The 21209-nt window shown below is 54.9% G+C and carries 15 protein-coding genes; 5 read left to right on the plus strand and 10 right to left on the minus strand.

From position 1 onward, the window contains the following. Positions 1–105: 105 nt before the first annotated feature. From RDV48_00005 to RDV48_00020, 4 genes are all read right to left on the minus strand, one after another. Positions 106–444 (minus strand): type II toxin-antitoxin system PemK/MazF family toxin, encoded by a 339-nt coding sequence (locus RDV48_00005; GenBank protein ID MDQ7821149.1) that lies wholly within the window; start codon positions 442–444, stop codon positions 106–108. Beyond that, a complete protein-coding gene (locus RDV48_00010) occupies positions 431–676 on the minus strand; it encodes a hypothetical protein (GenBank protein MDQ7821150.1) in 246 nt (81 codons plus the stop codon). Before RDV48_00010 ends, RDV48_00005 begins: the two co-directional genes overlap by 14 nt. A 110-nt stretch (positions 677–786) precedes the next feature. Continuing rightward, a complete protein-coding gene (locus RDV48_00015; protein MDQ7821151.1) occupies positions 787–1125 on the minus strand; it encodes a 3'-5' exonuclease in 339 nt (112 codons plus the stop codon). Between the two features lie 311 nt (positions 1126–1436). After that, the gene (locus RDV48_00020) at positions 1437–2159 is read right to left on the minus strand and encodes a suppressor of fused domain protein (GenBank protein ID MDQ7821152.1); all 723 of its coding nucleotides are present in this window, start codon (positions 2157–2159) and stop codon (positions 1437–1439) included. A 456-nt stretch (positions 2160–2615) separates the two neighbouring features. Between RDV48_00020 and RDV48_00025 the strand changes: the two genes are divergently transcribed. From RDV48_00025 to RDV48_00035, 3 genes are all read left to right on the plus strand, one after another. Beyond that, the gene (locus RDV48_00025; GenBank protein ID MDQ7821153.1) at positions 2616–4970 is read left to right on the plus strand and encodes an HNH endonuclease; all 2355 of its coding nucleotides are present in this window, start codon (positions 2616–2618) and stop codon (positions 4968–4970) included. 202 nt (positions 4971–5172) lie between these two features. Further along, positions 5173–6318, plus strand: coding sequence for a Fic family protein (locus tag RDV48_00030; GenBank protein MDQ7821154.1), 1146 nt, complete (start codon positions 5173–5175; stop codon positions 6316–6318). Between the two features lie 45 nt (positions 6319–6363). Next, on the plus strand, positions 6364–6558 hold the full coding sequence (locus RDV48_00035) for a hypothetical protein (GenBank protein MDQ7821155.1): 195 nt from the start codon (positions 6364–6366) through the stop codon (positions 6556–6558). Here the strand turns inward: RDV48_00035 and RDV48_00040 are convergent. From RDV48_00040 to RDV48_00055, 4 genes are all read right to left on the minus strand, one after another. Then, a complete protein-coding gene (locus RDV48_00040; protein MDQ7821156.1) occupies positions 6555–8072 on the minus strand; it encodes a tetratricopeptide repeat protein in 1518 nt (505 codons plus the stop codon). The genes RDV48_00035 and RDV48_00040 overlap by 4 nt on opposite strands. A gap of 15 nt (positions 8073–8087) precedes the next feature. Next, the gene (locus RDV48_00045; GenBank protein MDQ7821157.1) at positions 8088–9830 is read right to left on the minus strand and encodes an Hsp70 family protein; all 1743 of its coding nucleotides are present in this window, start codon (positions 9828–9830) and stop codon (positions 8088–8090) included. Positions 9831–9927: 97 nt separating this feature from the next. Further along, positions 9928–11712 (minus strand): hypothetical protein, encoded by a 1785-nt coding sequence (locus RDV48_00050; protein ID MDQ7821158.1) that lies wholly within the window; start codon positions 11710–11712, stop codon positions 9928–9930. 93 nt (positions 11713–11805) lie between these two features. Next, positions 11806–12474: a hypothetical protein gene (locus tag RDV48_00055; protein MDQ7821159.1), complete on the minus strand. Its 669-nt coding sequence runs from the start codon at positions 12472–12474 to the stop codon at positions 11806–11808. A gap of 108 nt (positions 12475–12582) precedes the next feature. Between RDV48_00055 and RDV48_00060 the strand changes: the two genes are divergently transcribed. Next, on the plus strand, positions 12583–14088 hold the full coding sequence (locus tag RDV48_00060) for a radical SAM protein (GenBank protein MDQ7821160.1): 1506 nt from the start codon (positions 12583–12585) through the stop codon (positions 14086–14088). Between the two features lie 5 nt (positions 14089–14093). On the opposite strand, the gene RDV48_00065 is transcribed toward RDV48_00060, so the two are convergent. Further along, complete coding sequence (locus RDV48_00065) at positions 14094–15461, minus strand: MFS transporter (protein MDQ7821161.1); 1368 nt, start codon at positions 15459–15461, stop codon at positions 14094–14096. 246 nt (positions 15462–15707) lie between these two features. After that, a complete protein-coding gene (locus RDV48_00070; protein MDQ7821162.1) occupies positions 15708–16100 on the minus strand; it encodes a hypothetical protein in 393 nt (130 codons plus the stop codon). A gap of 290 nt (positions 16101–16390) precedes the next feature. On the opposite strand from RDV48_00070, the gene RDV48_00075 reads away from it, so the two are divergent. Then, positions 16391–21172, plus strand: a complete 4782-nt coding sequence (locus RDV48_00075; GenBank protein ID MDQ7821163.1) for a tetratricopeptide repeat protein — start codon at positions 16391–16393, stop codon at positions 21170–21172. The last annotated feature ends 37 nt before the right edge of the window (positions 21173–21209 follow it).

A 21209-nucleotide genomic window follows, 5' to 3' on the forward strand; every position in this document is an offset into this window, starting at 1 on the left:
AATCCCTGATCGGGATCGTCTGGAATGAGTGATCGAATTGGCTGGAATACACAGCTGAAGAGGTGGCGCCGCAGTGAGCCATTTTCCCAGGCAATGGGGAGCCGATTAGAGGCCCAGAATCTCCTTCAGGCTGCTTTTCACCGAGTGGAAATCTTCAGGGGTGATACTGCCCAGCTTTCGCCTTACCATATCCTGCTTTATGGTGCGGATAACGGCAGTGACGACCGATGGATGGAGGAGACCGGCTTTTTTCCATTCATTGAGCACCGTATCGCCTGCGAGAACCCGTACGGTATTGCTTGTGACCGCAGCCATGATAAGCTCCCTGCGCCCTTTGTGATAGTTTTCGGTGCTCAATACCATTGCGGGCCTCTGCTTGGTCTCTTCCTTCTCTGCAAATGCAAAGCTTACCAGTATGATATCACCGGGTTTAAAGGCTGTCATAGGCGGAATCCTTTTCGTTATCCCATAATTCCGCAAGAACAGGGTCGCCCTTGGCGGTCATCATGCGGAAGATCTCCAGCTCAAGATCCGACTGCAGCCTCTTTTCCACTGCTTTGAGCACGTAAGCGCTCACGCTCTCATCATTAAGAGCGGCGCACATCTTTATCTTTCTGTGCTCTTCAGGGTTGATATCTATGCTGAGCCTCATTCGCCGTGTTTCTGTTGTTGCCATATCTTCATCTCCTTCTTCAGTGTACCACAAAAACACAAATGTGTCAATGTGGCAACATGCCCCCCTTCCTTCATGGAATCTTCACTGCCCCTTTATCGTCCCTCAATCTTTCAAGTGATATAAGGGCTCTTGGCACCATAACTCGTCACGAGCACGTCCTTCTTCGCCCTGGTCGCAGCCACATGGAGCAGGGCTCTTTCGCAGTACTCGGGCTCCTGATCGGAGCAGAACATCTCGTCTTCCGCTAACTTGAGCAGTATGATGTCTTTATTGACAGATGCCACTATCACATAATCAAATTCCAGGCCTTTCACGCGGTGCATCGTGGCGAGTCTTATCCCCTGGGACCTTGTGTCCTCAGACTGGCTCCGCTTGATGAGATACGTGGGGATATTCTTTTCTTTCAAAGCGCTTTCATACTGCTTCAGGAGCGTGTTGGTCCTGACCACAAGGCATGCATGTCTTAAATCAATTCCCTCGCTCTGCATATATCCCAGGTATTTTGTAATGAAGGCGACCTCTTCCTCAAAGGACTTGAAGTGCCTTACTTTCGGCGGAGATCCGTGAAGGAGGGACTTATAACCCTTCTGATCGTCGAGGCCGCCATCAAGATCATCGATGCTTATGCCTTCAAGGATGCTTACGGCGACGGCGCTCGGATAAAAGAAAAAAACAGGTCAGCTCATCGAGTCGGGAATGCAGAAAGCCTCAGAAATCAAGGATGCGGTCCTCGAGAAGGCGCAGAGCGTCAAAAAGGCAGTCACCTCTTTTTACCGCGGCAGACGTTCCTTCTCCTGACATCGAGCACATGGCCGATCCGCCCGGCGGCGAACCGGTCAAGCAGCGCGTCAACGCCATGCCTGAGCTTGAATTTCATCTCCTCACGGTAGAGGGGCATCATCTCGTAGAAGTACACGGTTTTTCCGGGATTCACCTTCATGGCGAAGAAGGGCTCATATTCAATGGGAGGACCCATGATAAGAAAGCCGCAGAGCTTCGTGTCGGAGGCGAAAGGCTCAGGCGGATCCCCGTTGGGCACGGTGTGTCCCCATCCCAGCCAGGTTTCGTGCTCGTGAGGAAACCTTGCCAGCATTTTCATCCACCGGACAGGCCAGTAAAGCTCTTCCCTCTTCATGACCTCCATTGTGAGGGGCCACGAGGGAGGAAGGAAGAGCATGAGCTCGGCGAACCGGCATTCCCAGGCTTCTGTCGGCGTCACCATCGCCTTCTCGCTCATGCCGGTCGTAATAAGAATATTGAAGTCCCTCTGAGGGGTCGGCTTCACGTGATGAATGTCGATATGCACGATATCGGAAGCGATCTCATGAAAGACCTGATGGATAGGCCCCAGGTGCCTCTCAATATGATCCGCAACCTGCTCAATGTGCTCCCTGTTCCCCCGCTCCCTCGGGAGAGGGTTCTGGATCACGATGTCATTGAGCTGGCGCTCCGCAGCTCTGTCGAGTGATTCATGTTCTTCCATGGCTTCTCCTTTCTCCCCCTGGCAGCCATTGCCTCTTTTCACCGCGTGCCCGGGGAATCCTGCACTTACTTTACCACGGGCTTATGACACATGGGTGTCAGTGCACCTGGCAGACATCCCCAGGAAGATCCGGTCCTTCCCTCAAAGGTTACCCTCCGTGAAAAGATACCCCTGCTGCGAAAATTAAAAAACATCATCCCGCGGGGGATATCCATCAACTGGCGCAGTCGTATGATGGCAGAATTCTTCACATGGCAGACTTTTCCCGGCCTTGGGCGGAGAAATCTCAAAATACCGCTCTTTGTACACTGGAAGAGCATCCTGTGATGGGCTCTAAACTCAATGGTTACAGGCTTTTTAACAGCAACGCTTTTGACATGCATAATATTATCAAGTATAATTGAATAAGGAGATACACAAGTTTCCCTTTAAAATAATTATTGAAAGGAGGTTATTGTGAATACCGGCGTGATCCGCGAGTATCCCGGCTATGAGGCTACCATGGAGGGCGGGCAGGTCTTCAAAGCTGTCCACGGCCTCCCGCTGGTCACGTACGGCGCCGACGAGGTGCTCTCACGCTCGAACTGCAGGCACATATTCCGCGATCTCACCGCGGAGGTCCTGGACTGGAACCTCTGGTGCCTCTCCCATGCCGGGGCCAGGCTCGATCTTCTCTTCGGGGAGGTCCTTCTCTCCCTCGACGGGAGGCTCGAGAAGCTCGGCTATGTGAGAGTGTCCGACTTTGTGCGAGAAGAGCTGGGCATCTCATCCAGGAGCGGCTATGAGCTGATGCGGAATGCGAAGGCCCTTCAGAAACTCCCCCTCATCAGGGAGGCTCTCGAGAAGGGGCTTCTGCGCAAGAGCGCGCTGCGGCATCTTTTCCAGGTCGTCACAAGTGAGACCGAGGCGGAGTGGCTCTCAAAAGCCATGAGCCTCACTGTGAGAGAAATCGAGGAGGAGGTGAAGAGGTTTAAATCTGGAGCCGGTGAGGCCGGAACCATTGGTATTTCTGGTGATGCCGGAGGAATCTCCCAAGAGATCAGCGGTATCATGACATTTGTCGCCAAGGATGACGATGAAGAGGAAACAGGGAGCCTCGCCGTAAGCGCGCGGGTTCCTTTTCCCGTTGCCGCGAAGTGGGACCGGGCCCTTGAGGTCTTCCGAAGGATGGAAGAGGCAGAGCTCCCTTCGGAGTCATTCGTGGAGGCTCTTCTCGCCGAGTTCGCCGCTTCGGCGCCGCTTGAGGGCATCGGAAGCCTGGGCCTGGAGGCACAGGAGCCTGAGGCTCAGGAGGCCGCGGGAGCTTCTCTCTGCCGTCAGCAGGGGAATAGCTCCCAGGTCCGTGAGGCCTCCCAGGGCGCCTGCGCCACCCTCGGTGATGGAGCACACTCTCACGATGGCCCTGATGCTTCCGGCTCCAGGGAGACCGGCGCCGATCCCGCCTTCGGGGAGAAGGCACTTCTCCTTAGCGCCCTGGCGGGTGCTATAGCTTCCCTCGATAATGAGGCCCCCTTCGGCGAGCGGGACAGAGAGCTTGCACGGCAGGTCCACAAGGACCTCGAAGAGGTGTCGCATCTGTGGGAGTTCCTCCCCTGGAAGCCCGTCACGGTGGAGCTTCCTTCGGAATTCCAGGCTCCCGCAGGCCACAGGCCCGATGTCGATACCGCTGTCACTCCCGATGGGTCCCTGGTGCGTCCTGCCGCCGATCCCTTCGAAACCATTGCACGGCTCAGGGAGATGGCAATGCTGCGCCATTCCCTCTCCTTCTACCAGGGGCGCCTCCTTCGGACTCTCAACAATTTCGGCCTCTACAAGGACATGCTCTTCCTCAGCCTGGGCCACTACTCCAGGGAACGCCTCGGGATGTCCCGCAGCACTGCCTATTCCCTCATCAAACAGGAAAGGAGCTATCTGGAGTATCCCGATATGCTGGACCTTATACAGGCGGGGAAGCTCACGCCAGAGCAGGCGCGGTATCTCGCCAGGGTATTCATTGAGGGGACCCGCGTCCAGGGGGCGTGGCTCTCCTACGCCCAGGAGGTCCCGGTGGCCACCCTCATGCAGGCTGTCGAGGGATTCCTTCGTTTTGCGAAGAGGGCTGTCCATAAAAAGTGGGATATCAATCCCGAGGCCTTCGAGGTGGCCGTCACGGGGAGGTCCGTCAAGAGGACAATCCAGGCAGGTTCAATTGCCTCTGAACCCAGTGGGGATAAGGGTTCTGATGCCGCAGTCCAGATGTGCACACACGAAGGTGGTGTCCCCCTCAGACTCACTCCCGTCACCTGGCAGGTCACCGGGGCCCCCGGGGAGTTTCCTGAGCTCTCCGAGATCCTCTCGGTGCTCTCCGGGGAACCCTCAAAAGAAGGGACCTTCGGGTCGAACCCCCAGGAGAGGGGCGCCCTCATCCGCTTCTTCATCAAAAAAGATCTCGTCCTTCTCTGGAACCATGCCGTGAGGCTCTGGGCCGCCGGCAGGCCAGAAACGGCCGTCGATGCCAGTCAGCAGCTTACCCTCTTCGTGGAGGCGCTCCTTGATACTTTCCTTGCCGCCTGGGACCTCCCGGAAAAACGGGACATCCACCACCGCACCCTTGCCCGGGATAATTACCAGTGCCAGGCCCCCGGCTGCCGCTCAAGGCGCAATCTCCACGCCCACCACATCAAATACCGCTCCCAGGGCGGCCCCACGACTGAGGGCAACCTCACTACCCTCTGCAGAACCCACCACCTCAGGTGCCTCCACGAGGGGTACCTCATCATCAGGGGCACTGCGCCCCATGGCCTTACCTTCATCTTTCCCCGCGGCAGGTGAGGTCTTAATTTATACCAGGAGGGCAGGAGCTGCCATGGAATTCTGCGACCTCTCCTGAACGCTGAAGAAGTGCCTCGTCACCAAGAACGCTTCCTGCAGGGATAACCTTGACCTGCACATCACAATCAACCACGTTGACTTATTTCAAATTTTCGCTTAAACTTGAAATAAGAAATAGTATATCTCAAGTTTGAGCATGGGCATGAAAAAACCATTATTTCACGCCGGAACTTACAAGTCACACTTCATACAGAAAGACTATGCCTATAAGAGCTTCATGCCTTCAAAAATAAACAAGCCTTTTGAGTGGAATGACCGAAAAATCATGATGCTCATGGAAGAAGCGGTGAGACTGCTTGGGGAGCTCAACGCCTATTCTCAGCTCGTGCCCGATGTGAACTTTTTTATCCAGATGCACATTATAAAAGAGGCAACGAAATCAAGCAGAATAGAGGGCACTCAGACAAAAATTGATGAGGTTTTACTGCCGGAAATGGAGATACCCCCGGAAAAGCGCAATGACTGGGAAGAGGTTCAGAATTATATTCGCGCGATACATTACGCCATCGGGCAACTTGAGAAGCGTCCCATGAGCATGAGGCTTCTTCAGGATACTCATAGAGTCTTGCTCTCAGGAGTCCGAGGGCATGAGAGGCTTCCCGGAGAGGTAAGGAGAAGCCAGAATTGGATAGGCGGATCAAGTATTCAGGATGCCAGTTTCATCCCCCCTCATCATGAGGATCTCCCCGAGCTTCTGACTGACCTTGAGATGTTCTGGAATGACACTTCACTGGAAATACCCGATGTGATAAGGCTGGCACTGAGTCACTACCAGTTCGAGACTATTCATCCCTTTCTTGATGGCAACGGAGGAATTGGCAGGCTGCTCATTACTTTACAGCTTATTGCATATAATATTCTATTGAAGCCCACGCTGTATCTGTCTGATTTCTTTGAAAAAAACCGCGGCTCATATTATGACTCACTGACGATGGTCAGAATCTCCAATGACATAGAGCAATGGATAAGGTTTTTTCTGAAAGGTATAAGCAATACAGCTCAAAACAGCAAGGAGACTTTTCGTAAGATAATTGATTTGCGCCGGATATACGAGCAGAACCTTCTCACTTTTGGCCGGCAGGGTAAACTGGGACATGAGCTGCTGCTGCACCTCTTCTCGCAGCCGGTGGTAAGCATCAAGCAGGTTGCGGATAAACTGGATATTTCCTTCAATACTGCGAGTTCCCTGGTAAGGAGATTTAATGATACCACCATGTTAAAAGAGATAACCCGGTTCTCCAGGAACAGATTATTTATCCTGTGGGAATATGTGAAGATATTCACATAAAGAAATAATTCCCAGAGAGCACACACCACAAAGTAAGGAGCCGCCATGGAATTCTGCGACCTCTACTGCGCCCACGCTAAAGTGCCCGAGGAGAACGGCATTGACGGATCGGGGAGCTGCCGCACTTTTATCGCCCTCTACTGCACCCTGAAGAAGCGCCTCGTCACCAAAAATGCGCCCTGCAGGGATAAGGCGGAGCGCGGAAAAGAACAACGGGACGTGGAAAGCGGGCAGGCCTAGCCGAAGATCTTCTGCCACCAGGGCCTGTCCATTCCCGCTATGGTGACGATGTACTCCCAGAGCTTTTTCTGCGACCCGTAAAGCACGGGGTACACTTTTGCGATGAGCCCTATGCCCTGTTTTATGGCACCGGGCGATTCGCGGGCCACTATCTCGATGGAGTGCTTCATGTTGACTTCATGCTCCCCTGTGTACTTGCCGTCCACGTCCAGGATCATATCATGGGAGAGGGCGCAGATATAGCGCAGAATCCTGGGAATGGAGCTGTCCCTCGATGCCTTCTGGGCCTCCTGGATGACGGGGTAAAGGGCCTTCGTGATGTCAATCACGTTGTCAATGAGATCCCTGTTGCGGCGGTAAAAGGTCGGGCATTCCGTCTTGATCTTCTCGGCGTAATGAAAGAGCCTCTCAGGGTCCATCCTCTCAAGGGTCTTCATAAGATCCCTCCACTGCGACTCAAGCAGGGGCCTCTCTTCTTCCTTGGATGTGGAGAGCTGCAGCTCCAGGGCGAAGAAATACTTGAGGAAATCCTCTCCCTCGGGGATCTGCCGAAACTCCGATTCCAGGTCCACGACATCGCCATAATGGCTCACAAGGGCTCCGTAGGCATCCTCACCGGGATCGAAGCGCACCGAGGCCCTGGCAACCTCCAGGGCTGCACTGAAGCCGTAGGCGCTTGCAAGATCAATGGCAAGGCGCCCGAATTTCCAGGCCACATAAGATCGCAGCTCCGTTTCATCACTCACAAGGCCCTCTATCCTTGCCACCGTCCTGTTGACCTGCTCCAGGTTATTCCTGCTCAGGTGGATGATGCAGAGAAAAAAGAGCGCATCAAAATCCTGGAAGTCCGGCTTCCCTGTGACAGCCGCAGCCCTCTCCGCGAGAGCCACCGCAGTGTCATAGTCCTTTTTGGCCAGCAGAATCTCGGCCATGCCAAGGAAGAACTCCGAGTTGAGAGGCTCGGACTCCGCAGCCCGCCTGTAGAATCCCAGGGCCTCCTCAAAAAGCTTATCCGCCAGAAGAAGGTTCTCCGGCTTCTCCTTATCGTCAAGTAGGTCATAGGCCCAGTGGTGGCGGACCCTGGCCGCATTATGGAGGTAAAAGGGGAGAGGCTTCTCACCCATCACCAGCATGTCGAGCTGCTGGACAGCCTTCTCATATTCCTTCATCTGGAAATGGCAGTAGGCGAGCATATCCCTGGCCTGATCAAGCTCGGGGGCAAGGATAAGGATATGGCGGTAACGCGAACAGGCGGCCTGGTAGTTTCCCTCGTCGAGACAGCGCACCGCCTCCTCGAAACTCTGGAGAATCTCCGTGCCGAAGCGCTCCATGGAGTCGTAATTGGAGCGCGCCTGGGCATTGGAGAGAATCTCGTAGGCATGCCTTATCTTCTTGAAGCCATCAGGGTCCTTCTCAGGGGGGTGCTTTCTCACCGAGGCATAGTAGGCGTACTTTATCTCCTCGGGCGTTGCACCGCCTGTGATTCCAAGAATCCTGTAAAGGTCGTGCTCCATAGCATCTCCGCTCTGCTATTCAAAGTCAAAAAGCACATCTATAAGCTCGTCGCCTGCCTTCTCGATCCTGCTCGCATCGGTGCCTGCAAGGGCCGCCTTGAGCTCCTCGATTGCCGCGGCCACCCTTTTCCTGCCATCTTCATCAAGCCTGCCGAGGACCTTCTCTGCCTGCATGAGAATCGGCTCATAATCACGGGCCATGGGGCTCCGCCTCCAGAGCTCATCGACGCGGCTCCTGGCCTCGTCCCTGTCACTCAGCGCAAGACGGCGCGATGCGTCATTAAAGGAGACGACCTCCACCTCATTCCCCGTAGTGGGGATCAAGGCGTGCAGCTTTACCATACCGTTGATGTCGTATGAAAACTCCACTTCCACGGGGTGAGGGGCACCGCTCGTCGAGAGGGGAATATCCTTGATGGTGGCGGAAAGGCCCGTGGCGAGGGCTTCCTCTATAGTGGAGGCGAGACCCTCGTGATCCTGGTAGATGGTGAGAGTCACCTCCTGCTGCTTCTCATGGATAAGGCTGTAAGTCCTCTTTACCGAGAAAGGGATCGTCGTGTTGGGATCTATGAGGGCATCATAGAGATTGGTCACGAAATGGCGGCCCACCCAGCCTGCTACGGCAACGCCAAGGCCGAAGGGGCATACGTCAGTGAGGATAATGCCCTCGTCGGAAGGGATCTGCCCCTCGGCAAGGGCCGCCTGAATGGCAGCACCCTGGGCCACGGCCAGGTCGGGATCGATGCCTGAGAGAGGCTCCTTCCCGAAAAGCTCTGCCACGAGGTTCCTGACCGCGGGGATATAAGTGGTTCCCCCCACAAGGATGATGCTGTCAACGGCTTCACGCCTTATTTTCTTCAAGGTGAGAGCCCTGCTGACGCAGGAGCGGGCGCGCTCAATGAGGGGGTGAACGGCGCTCTCGAACTCCCGGCGGGTCACCTCGTACTCCAGCTCCACGGGCTTTCCCGCCACGACCGCGAAGTTGGGGCACCGTGCCACGACGGCCTCACTGGCGGTAAGGCATATTTTCACCCTTTCCGCCTCGGTTCTGAGGGCTGCCATGGACTGGAGGCTTTTTTCCGCCGAGGGATAGTCCCTCTCAAAGCGGGCCAGGATAAGCTTCACAAGGCTCTCGTCAAACTCTTTCCCTCCGAGCTGCGGGTCGCCGTAGCTCGCCTTCACATCCAGCACGCCTGCCACCATCTCCAGCACGGTGATATCCAGGGTTCCGCCGCCGAAATCAAAAACCACCACCTGCCCCTCATGGGTGATATTTCTGATGCCGAAGGCGAGGGCCGCGGCGGTGGGCTCGTTGATGAGCCTGATGACCTCAAGGCCGGAGAGCTCCGCGGCATCCTTTGTAGCCTGCCGGGCGGCATCGTCAAAGTTGGCAGGGACCGAGAGGACCACCCTGCTTATGGGCATGCCGAGGGCCTCCTCGGCATTCCTGCGCAGATGCTTGAGTATCAGGGCCGCTATCTCCTGGGGACGGTAGGAAGCCTCTCCCAGGGCCACAAGCTTGTCAGTGCCCATGAGCCGCTTGATTTCCCTTATTCCCTTGCCCGGAACGTCAATATAAGTGGCTGCCTGGTCTCCCACCAGGAGCTGGAGACGCCTGTCGATGGCGACTATGGAAGGGATTATGGGGCTCCTCTTCATGGCGGCGCGGTCAAGCAGCACCTTGGGCTCGCCATCGATGAAACAGGCTATCTCTGACGTGGAGGTTCCGAAATCAATTCCTACGGGCGGGTGCGCCATGGCCACCACTCCTTCTCATTCCTGGAATGACAGGTGCACAGAAGTGCCCCTTGTAATTCCTTTTCTGCCCGGCAAGTTCCTTTTCCACCCCTGGTCATCACGGGGTGTATCCCCTGTTCCTGAGATTTTCCTCCATCATGCGCACAATGGTTTTCTTGTGCCGGTAAAGATCGCTCACGTTCCTGCAGTAATAGCGGTAAATCTTTGCCCCGTCAGAAGGATTGCCGCACATGCCGAAGGCCCAGTCGAGAACCTGCGGGTTCTTTTCATCACGGTACCTTTCAGGGGAGAGATCGACGTTTTTTGCCCCCGGGGGGAGAGCATCGAAATCCTCTTTCCTGACGAGCACGATGGCATTCTTGTGAAAGTACAGGGGCCGCCATTGAGGGGACTGCAGGAAGGCGAGAAGGACCTTCTGCTTGGTCCGGTGGACAAGGGCGGTCCTGAAAGGGTATTTTCGCTGCAGGGCTTCAAGCGCCCCTGCAGAGGGATTGGAGGCAAAGCGCTCAGCCTCCCCAAAAAACTGCAGGTCATAGGGAGCGCCCCGCGGATCAAGAAAGACTTTATAGGAAGGGTAAAGAGCCCACAGCAGGTATCCCCCCGACAGGTAATCATTGTAAAGGGGGGCTGGAAGGCCCCAGGTGCTGATGAAGCGGGCCTCCTCCTCGGGAACGAAGTCGTGGCCGGGGCTTCCCTGCCAGTCGGTATGGAGTGCCGAAGTGAGGGTGTCATAGCCCATGAAAGCGGCAAAACAGAGAAATATCGCCAGCGCCCAGGGCATGAAGCCCTGGATACTCACCTTGCTCTCACTCAAGAGGCACACCGTCGAAAAGAACCATACGAAGGGGTAATAGACCACGGCCCGCGCCACCTGGAGCCCGAAAACAAAGAACACCGCGTTCATCAGAGTCAGGGAAAGGTCAAGGTATTTCTTCTGCCTGTAGGCCATCAGGGCGGCAGCCCCGTGGAGGGCGCCCATGATCACCATCGATATGGGGGTAAGCCTTATAAGAGGGTTTGCCAGGTCCGAGCCTGTGAAAATATAGCGCCAGAGACTCCGGTACTCCTTGATGGTGAATCCTTCGACAGGCTCATAAGTGCCCGTCCCGCTGAGACTCTGGAAGAGGTCAAAATGGTAACGTATGCCCTCTGGATTTATCAGTGTCACGGCATAGGACGCAAGCACCGAGAGAGCGAGCCCTCTCAGCCGGCCGGCATCGCCTTTTTTCCTTGCGAAGAAGTCAAGGGCCTCGCCGGCAAGCGCCAGGGTGATGAAGAGGAGGCCGACGATAAACCCTCCATGGACATTAGTCCACAAAAGAATAACGAGGGGAAACAGCCAGAAGAGAGACCGCCCGGTAAGCCTTCCGGCAAAATAGAGAAAGGCTGTCGCGACGAAAAGAAGGTTGCTGAAGCGCTCGGGCCTTATATAGGTGCCGTTGAGCTTATAGGCAGCGGCGATGAGCACGAAGGCCATGATGCAGGCAAGATCGAGGCGTCGGCCGGACAGTCTCACGATTGCGAGGAGCAGCAGAAACATTGCAAGATATACCAGCCATTTTGCCGCCATAAGCCCCATGATGCCCCAGAAAACATAAATAAAATAGAACAGGGAGCTCCCGAGCCAGGAGCCGCACACCCAGGGGCGAGGGGCAGGTGTCCAGGAATAGGCGGAGTGATCTATCTGGAAGGTGCCCTGGGTAACAAAATGCTGGCCGTAGCGGAGATGCCACCACATGTCGTAATCGCCCTGGAGAGTGGGGTACCACGGGACCACGGCCAGCACAAGAATGACGGCACAGAACCAAAGGACAGCGGGGCTCTCTATAAAAGCCCATCGTGAGGCGCGCTGCTGTTTTTTTCCTTTGGGCTTTTTCGCCAAGCACACACTTCCTTTACCAGATGATTCGCGCCGCCATCATTCCCCTGTTCCGGCCGTTATCCCTGCACCGGTTCCTCGGGACCGGGGACCGCTCTACTTCTGACGGGCCTTCTGGAGGCTCTTCTGGAGAGATTTAAGAAGATTGTCTGTCAGGTCGCTCACGCACTGCTCAATGAGCTTCTTCTTGAGAGTATTGAAAGGGCCGGAGCCTTCCATGGACCTGCTGCGCTCGCTGTTTGACTGGATCATGGGCTGATCGACGACAACATCATCGGCATTCCTGTCATAAACTCCAACGCGGGCATTTCCCTGCACGCTCAGGATATACTGGATTACCACGCCGCTCTGGACAGTTCTGAGGTTCTGTTCGAATTTGTATGTCCCCCATAAGACCAGTGGTGCGTTATAGGCGTCTGCAAGCGCTTTTGCCTCGTCCCTGCTAAGGTCTCCATCCATCGGGATACCCTTGACTCTGCTGTCATCAGCTTTTACCAAAACCACGTCCAGGTCTGATGCCTCTGACTCGGCGTGCTTTTCAATAAGGGCCCTTATATCGCTCTCGGTGAGGGGATCATAATCTCCCGAGAGCACGAGAGGCACCGTCAGTAAGACTATTTTAGAGGGCTTCTGCGGATCAATTCCGCTCTGTGCCGGATCATCACCGGCCCAGGAGCAGATTCCAGCCCCAAAGAGCATTATGGCTGTCACAAGAAAAGGCACGGCAAAAAAAAGCTTATGGCTCACCCTCTTCGTAGATTTCATTTCAAGGCTCCTCTCATATGGGATAACAGGCATATTCACTATTCTTTGCCGGTCCCAAAAGCCCTTCAAAGAAAGGAGACCGGGTATCTGATGGCATATTAAGGAGCTATGGCACATCATAAGACTTCAGGAAAAGTGCTCCTCTGCTCCATGCCCTTTTCAGCCTCCTCACATGGCTTAGGCGCCCGCTATGAGCACCAGGGCCTCTGCAGCCTCTCGGCCCATCTCCGCCACCGGAGTTTTTCCGCAGAGATAATTGACTGCAATTTTACCGGGTGCAGCGCCGGTGAAGCCATTGAGGCAATAGCACAGGGTAATCCTCTTATTGCAGGCTTTTCAGTATTCTCCACCAATTACAGGGAGACGGTGAAAGGGGCGGCAATCTTGAGAGAAAAAGGCTTCGGCGGCCACATCACCTTGGGAGGCCATTTCCCCACCTTCAGTTATGAGCAGGTCCTGCGGGATAACCCTGCAATAGACTCGGTAATCACCGGAGAAGGCGAGAAACCGCTTGTTGAGCTTGCAGAAGCCCTCCGGGAAGGCAGGGTCTGGGGTGCCATAAGGGGTATCGCATCAAGGCGGGGAGATTCAGTGGCATGGAACGGGCCTGCCCCCCTGGAAGACCCCCTCGATTTTCCCTTTCCCCTCGACCGCTCGGCCTATCTCCCCCGCCTCAAGGGGCAGAACTTCGCCACGGTCATTTCAAGCAGGGGCTGCACAGGCCTGTGTACCTTCTGCAGCGTGAAAAGCTTTTATTCCCTCTGCAGAGGAAAGAAATGGAGGAGCCGCTCGGCCCTTGATGTCGTCGGGGAGCTTGAATACCTCAACAGGGAGCATGGGATATCGAGCTTCGCCTTTTTTGATGACAATTTCATCGGCCCAGGCAGGGAAGGGAGAAAAAGAGCATCAGACATAGCATCCCTGATAATCTCGAGAGACCTTGAGCTTGTCTTTTCTCTGGAGTGCAGGCCCGACTCGGTAGATGCCGATCTTTTCAAAGCCCTCAGGGAGGCGGGACTGGTCAAAGTGAGCCTGGGCGTGGAATCATTCGTGCCCAGGCAGCAGGCTCTTTACGGGAAAAAGCATGATGGCGCCGCCACCGCCCGTTCCATTGAAGTGCTCAAGAGCCTGGGAGTGCACCTTGCCATCTATCTCATCCCCTTCGATCCTTTTGTGACCTCCCCGGAGCTTGCAATGAACCTTACCGAGGCTTCCCATGTCGGTGCCGAGCATTTTCCTTCCTTCTCAAGGTTTCTCCAGGTCTTTCCCGGGATTCCCCTTTACAGGAGCCTTGAGTCCCATATACTTCCCTCAGACCGTCTTCTGCTCAGGACACCCTATAATGAATACTGGCTTGGGTATCACTTCAAGGCACCTTTCATCGACGCCATCCTTTCAGCGTTTCTAAGATGCGAGGAGACCGCCTCCTTTATGCTTGGCCGCTATGCAAAAATCCACGATGACAGCGAAACCTTCCTTAAGTACAGGGAGATCAGGAGGTATATGCTGACGAAGTTCCTGGAGGTTGCGAGGAAAGGTGAGGAATCACAGGGCTCCATCACTTCGATGGCCCACGGCCTGGAAATTGAGACTGCAGGCATTCTCGGCCTGTGAGGATATCACTGCGCTGTTCTTCCCAGGGCATGCGGGACGGGGCTGACTGCACCCTGAAGGGTCGTACCCCTTGTCTCCCTGGCAAAAATGAGCGCGAAAAGTCCCAGCACATAGATAAATGCAATAGCGCTCGCCGCCTTGGCGTATGAGCCTGTCATGGCGATCAGGTAACCGGTGAGAAAGGGACCTGCTGCCGAGAGCACACGGCCGGCATTGAAGCAGAAACCGGACCCCGTCGTTCTCATGTAGGTCGGAAAAAGCTCGGGGAAGTAGATGGGAAAGCCGCTGAAAATGCCGTTGTTGAAGAAGCCCAGCAGGGGCAGCATCAGTATGATGAAGGTGATGTTTCTGCTTGCCAGGAAAGTGAAGGGAAGCATGAGGGCGCTTCCCAGCAGCATGATGAAGAAGGCTCCCTTTCTTCCCAGGCGGTCCGCCATGGGGGCAAAGGCAAGGTAGCCGATAAAGGCTCCCACATTGAGGCTCATCACCCCGATGCTCACAAGATCGTTCACTTTGTAATCAGAGAGCGAGAGGGGCGCCAAGGTGTCCCTGATGATGGAGGGAGTCCAGTTCGTCGCTCCCCAGAGGCCGAAGGCCGCCACCATGGCAAGAAGGGTGCCTACAATGGTGTCGCGGCGGATCCATGGCTCGAAAAGCTGCAGGAAGGTAAAACGCTTCAGGTGCGAGAGGCTGCTTCCGGGGGACCCTCTTTCCTGGGCTTCTACCCTTTTCTCCTTCACATCCTCCCAGCACTCGGGCTCTTCCACCCTGAGCCTTATGAAGAGGGCCACCAGGGCCGGCGTCATACCCACGAGAAAGATTATTCTCCAGCTCTGCACGCCGATACTGAAGTTGATGAAGGCAGCGAGAAAATACCCGATAGCCCATGCCGACTGCATGACCGAGGCAGCCCTGGCCCTGTCCTTGTCAGGCCAGGCCTCGGCCACGAGGGTGGCGCCGGCAGCCCACTCACCGCCGATCCCGAGCCCGCAGATAAAACGGTATATTCCAAGCTCCCACCATGTCCGTGAGATGGCTGCAAGGCCCGTAAAAGCGGCATATATGAGGATAGTGATGATCATGACCTTCGCTCTCCCGAAGTAATCGGCCATGATCCCGAAAAAAATTCCCCCCAGGGCCCACCCGATGATGAAGACCGAAAAAATTATACCGCCGTAAATTCCTATCTCGCCCTTGGTGGCCGTGGGACCGAGAAGCTCGGCAAGGGCTGGTGTCTGCACAATGGTATATATTGTGGCATTCATGGAGTCAAAAACCCACCCCAGGAGCGCTACGCTGAGGACAAGCCTCTGGTAGGGAGTGGCATCGTGCCACCATGCCAGGGCCCCGCCTTCATTCTGCAGCCTCTTCATGCCTCACCTCGTAAGCTTTCCTGCCTTTGAATCATATCCGCCCGAATCCAGGTCAGCTTCACCTTACAGTCTTTCCATGTGCCTGGTGACCTGCTCATCATGGACTATTCCATGAAGGGCTCCTATTCCTCCGTGCGGAAAAAATGCTCCCAGCAAAATGAAACATTTCTCCGTCTTTCTCTGAAGAAAAACAGAATGTCTCTTTGGGGACCGCCGCCGGGTCCTGCCTGCAGCAGGAGGGTGAGCCTAATGGAAGAGATGGCCAATCCGGTGGTGGAGGTGAAGAGAATAGGCCGCCGCTATGAGGGCAATCTCCACGGCGAAGCAGGCAAGCCATGCCCTCATGGCAAGAGCCCATTCTGTGTCATAGACTGATTTGATGAAGAACATGACGACTGGTATCCCAAGCAGAAATATAAGGGGTCCTATGAGCCAATGGGCCCAGAACAGAAGCATGTGGAGAAGGGCTCTAAGAGGAAACAAGGCAAGGGAGACTAAGACCGTAGTGACGAGCCCCTTGGTGAAGGACCGGTTGCTTATGCCGGCGAAACGGGCTCCCAGCATGATTATGCAAGTGCTGAAGAGAATACCGACGGCGAAACAGACCACCCAGAGCACCGAAGCCATGATGAAACCCATGAATGCACCCCCCTCGTTTTCGTTATTCAGGGATTCAGAACGGGAAGCATCAGCATTATAATTATAAACAATTTCCGCAGCGATGTAAAGGAAATCCCGGCTTTCCGCCCCGGTGGAGAGATTTTCCCCGATAGCGCGGCATTCATTGTTCTCCTCTCTTCCATGTGTTATAATGGTAAATATACTGACGCACATTATAAAATTTGTATTCCCACTGATAAATTCAGCATTACTATGATGTCGTCCGTTATGTTGCTGAGCATAAAGTCACTGAAAGTCATATCTTCCGCATGGATACAGGGATTAAAAGAGATACCCTCAAACCTCTCAGGATTTCCGGCTGTTACGGCAGCAAGGATGACCTTGAGCTCCAGTATCTCCAGGGTTCTTCCAGGTACCCCTGGGAGGATATTGTCTTTGCCGCGGCAGTAAAGGTCAAAAAAGATGAAGAGGTCCCCTTCCTCGTGCTGCTTGCAAAGGATTCCGACCTGCTCTTCTATATTGACGGAGGCAAGCTGAACCCCAGAGAGTTCAGGTTCCAGGACGAATCAGCCAAAACAGCGGGCGGTCCTGACCTTTTTGTGCGTACCGCCACCGATATGGATAAGAACTTCAGGGAGCTTGCTGAAAAAATCTGCAAGCGCCTCACCAGCGCTCACCTTGACAGGCCCCTCATAGGAGGTATCAAGGGCGGGACCTATTTTCTGCCTGTATGCGGATCAATCAAGGAGGTCGTCGATTACTGCCTTAATGCCCTCAACACCATGTCTGACAAGGATGCCCTCGGCGCCGATGCCCTCAAGATCTCCGACGAGGCCCTCAAGAAAACCTCCGGCCCCTCGGCGAAGAGGGAAGAGTGGAAAAAAGGTGATGTCATAGAGAACCACTACATCATCACCGAAGTGCTCCGGGGTGGCATGGGCGTCGTGTATATCATATTTGACCCCGCAACAGTGCGCTATTACGCCCTCAAGACATTCCAGGAGAAATTCCTCTGGAATGAAAAGATCATCGGGCAGTTCATCAGGGAGGCTGAAATCTGGGTCAAGCTCGACAGGCATCCCAATCTTGTCAATGCAGAGCTTGTAAAGCAGATTGAGGGCAAGCCCTACATCTTCCTTGAATACATCCAGGGATCCGACCTCGAGCAGCTCATGAGCTCCAGGCGCATTCCCATCAAGGTCTGCATAGAGCTTGCCATACAGTTCTGCTGCGGGATGGACTATGCCTTCAAGAAACTGGGTCTCATCCACCGCGACATCAAGCCGTCAAACTGCCTGATCACCAGGGAAGGCATCCTGAAGATCACTGATTTCGGCCTGGGGAAGATCTTTGACGAGATGCCGGCCGGGGAAGGCGGGAAGGCTGCCGCTTCGGCCGCGCAGCCTGCGCTTACGGATTCTGCCGATCAGGGCAAGACAAAGCTCTCATCCACTGATGCCGTGGCGGGAACGCTCCCCTACATGGCACCGGAGCTCTTCAGCGACATGAAGTTTGCGGGGCAGAAGACAGACATCTATTCTTTCGGCCTTCTCTTTTACGGCATGCTCACCGGCATAAACCCCATGGATGGCGCTACGGCAAAGGAAGTGGTAGCCAACCATATCACCAGGATCCCCCCGAACCCCAGGGAGCTTAATCCCCAGATACCGCAGCCCCTGGCAGACATCGTCCTCAAGTGCATCGAGAAGGATCCCGCCAGTCGCTTTGACAGTTTTTACGATATTGCGGCAGCTCTCAACAGGCTTTACCAGGCAGCTCTTGGCGCTCCTTACCAGCTCAAGGTGAAAGATGATGGCTTTTCAGAGACTGACTGGGTGAACAAGGGCATATCCCTCGCTTCACTGGGAAGGCACACCGAAGCAATCCTCACCTTCGACAGGGCCCTGCAGCAGAACAGCCAGTCAATAAATGCCCTTCTGCAGAAGGGGACATCCCTCATGGAGCTCAACAGGCTTTCTGACGCCATTGCGCACTTTGACAGGGTAAGGACCCTCAAGCAGGATACCTGGCAGGCCTGGTTCAAGAAGGGCGAGGCCCAGATGAAGATGGGTGAGTTCAACAAGGCTCTCTCCAATTTCGAGATAGCCCTCAAGCTCACCGATGACCCCACGGAAATTCTTGCCAAGAAGGGAAAGGCCCTCACAAGGCTTGGAAAGTTCAATGAGGCCCTCACCTGCCTGGATGCAGCCCTCGGCAAGAAGCCCAAGGACGAGACCATCTGGAGCGACAGGGGCCTTCTTCTCATGCATATGGGACTTTTTGAAGAGGCTTCCAGGAGCTTTGTCAAGGCCCTCGAGATAAACCCCCGCATGGAGGAGCCCTGGAAGCTCAGAGGAGATACCCTGTACCGCCTCGGCTATTACTCTGAAGCGCTTAATTCCTATCAGAAATACCTCTCCTTTGATGATAAGTCAATCAAGACAAGGGTCCAGCTTGCCAACTGCTACAGGGAGATGGGAAACTACCGCCGGGCCCTGATGTCGTACAACGCCGCCCAGTCAATCGATCAAAAGAACCCCCTCGTATACCAGGAAAAGGCCCTCCTGCTCATGCAGCACAACCGCTGGGACGAGGCGCTTGAATGCCTCATCGAGGGTGATCAGTATGTCAAGGACAGCCGCGAGATGACCCTCCTGAAGGCAAGGGTCCTCCTTGAGCTCGGCTACTTTGAGCTTTCCCTCAAGCTCATCAATGACTCGGACTTCCTCAACAAGGAAGAGCTGGAAGTGAAGCTCCTTATCGAGTCTGCCAACACCTGGATCGCCTCCAAGGAGCAGGTGATCAGCAAGATATACAGCTATAATGATCTCAACCAGGACGAGGTGTTCAAGAACATTGGAAACACCCTTGCCATGTTCATCAGCCCTCACTATGCCATTGACCAGCTCCTGCAGTATATCGAGGAGAAAGGTGATGCCCATCTCTTCGTGATTCTCGCCACTCTCTACTTCCTCTCGGGCAACCTCGATGAGGCGAGGGAGATGGCAGGAAAGGCCCTTGAAGCCGAGCCGGGCCTCCAGGAGGCCATGGACATCCGAAAGAAAATCGAGGAGCACCTCTCAGCGGGAGGCTCGGGAAAGGAGAAAAAGAAGGGGCTCCTTGAGGGCATCCTCTCCAAAGAAAAGAAGGATGAGGGGAGCGCCCTGGACTGGCTGAAAAGAGCCTACCGGCAGATAAAGAAAAATGACCACAACGAGGCACTCTCCGCGCTCGGGCAGACCCTCAAGGCAAATCCCGACCTCCATGTATGCTGGTACCTCATGGCAAAAAGCAAGGAATACCAGAAGGATTTCATGAAAGCCAAGGAATACTCGGACAGGTTCATCCAGTCCTTCAGGTCTTCAGGAGGATATTTCCGCGACAAGGTGAAAGCCTCGACAATCCAGGACACCGATATCGTGCTGCTGGAGAACTACCATGAAAAATTGATTGGCGCCTATCCCTTCGATGTCCATACGTGGCCCCCTTACGTAAAGCACCTTGCCCTCACCTCCCAGGACGACAAAGCGAGGCTCCTCTCGACCCATCTGCTGGAACACTTCGACGAGCGTAATTTCGCTTCTGGTGACCAGCTCAAAGCCTGGTGCCTTCTCGGAATCCTGAACCTCCTCCTTGGCAGGCTCAAGCTGGCGCGGCGCTATTTCATGCAGGCTCTCAAGGAAAACGAGGGCCACGAGATGACCCTCCTCGGCCTGGCAAAGCTTCTGGAGATCCAGGGTGAGATGGCCCAGGCGCGCCAGATCTATCAGAAAATCATGGATAAAGGGCCGTCCACCATGCTGTTCTATCAGCTCTGCAACCATTACCTCCTCGAAGGGGAGCATGAAAAGGCCGACGAGCACCTCAGGAAGGCAATGGAACTGAGCGGCAATGCCATTATTGTGCTCTGCAAAGAGGCGGAAATTAATATCAGGGCAAAGAAATTCACCGAGTTCTCTTACGCTTTTGAGAAAATAAGCTCCGTCAACAAGCATCACTCCCACCTCAAGATGCTCAAGATAATCGCGTCAATGGAATCGGACAAGCCCGATGAAGCCGTGGCGGAGCTTGAGACCATCTACAACTTCGAGCCCAATAACATTCCCTTTGTCAAGCAGCTCGGCCTCCTTACCGTGATGAGGGACCTCCCCCAGAAAGCCAGGGACATCGGTGAGGCATCTCTCCGCTATTTTCCCCATGACGCCGACGGGTACCTCACGAGGGGATTTGCCTATTTCCGCCTTGAAGACTACCAGAAAGCCCTCCAGGACTTTCTCCGTTACGCCTCCTTCAGGCCCAATGAGAAACGGTCCTTCATGCTCCTCGGGGCGGTGAACTACCATCTGGATAACGTCCAGGGTGCTGCCGAGTGCTTCGCCATAGCGATACGCCTCGAGAAGCGCTTCATTCCGGCGTGGATAAACCTTGGAGTGATGGAGCTGAAGCAGAACAGGTTCCCCCAGGCGATGGAGTTCTTTGAAGGGGCGCTCCGCATCGACTCCGAGAGCTTCCAGGCATGGTTTTACCGGGCATACTGCAGGCTCAAGACCTCCATGTTTGACGAGGCTCTGAAAAGCGCTGAGAGGGCCCTCTATTTCTCCCCGGAGCACCGCGATGCCTGGTCCCTCAAGGCCATCATCGAGTTCAGGATGGGCTCTTTCGCCGCGGCCTCCCAGAGCTTTTCCAAGGCCCTGGGCATAGAGGAGAAGGACGAAGTGAACTGGTACAACTTCGCCATCTCAAGCCTTCTTGCCAACAACCAGAAAGACGCCGCCAAGGGCTTTGAGAGGGCCCTGGGTATAAAGCCTGATTTCTTTGAGGCCCTGATAGGAAAGATCTTTCTGTGCCATTATACCGGTGATGCCGACGGGGAGCAGAAGTATCTTGCCGAAGCCCAGAACAGCCATGGCGAGAGGCTTGAGAAGTGGCTCAGCGAATCCAAAGCGGCAGGCGATCCCCTCAAGACCCTCCTGCCCATCGAGTCCATCCCCGTCAATTTTAACCTGGCGGTGAGCCGTTCCCCCTACTTTTTTGAACCGGTGACGGTCTTTCACCTCGTTGATCCCGAAAAGGCCTTCACGGAGCAGTAAAACCCTCGATACAAAAATTAATGACCTGTTAACAAAT

It is taken from the genome of Candidatus Eremiobacterota bacterium (genome assembly GCA_031082125.1).
Classification (GTDB): Bacteria; Vulcanimicrobiota; CADAWZ01; order CADAWZ01; family Ess09-12; genus Ess09-12.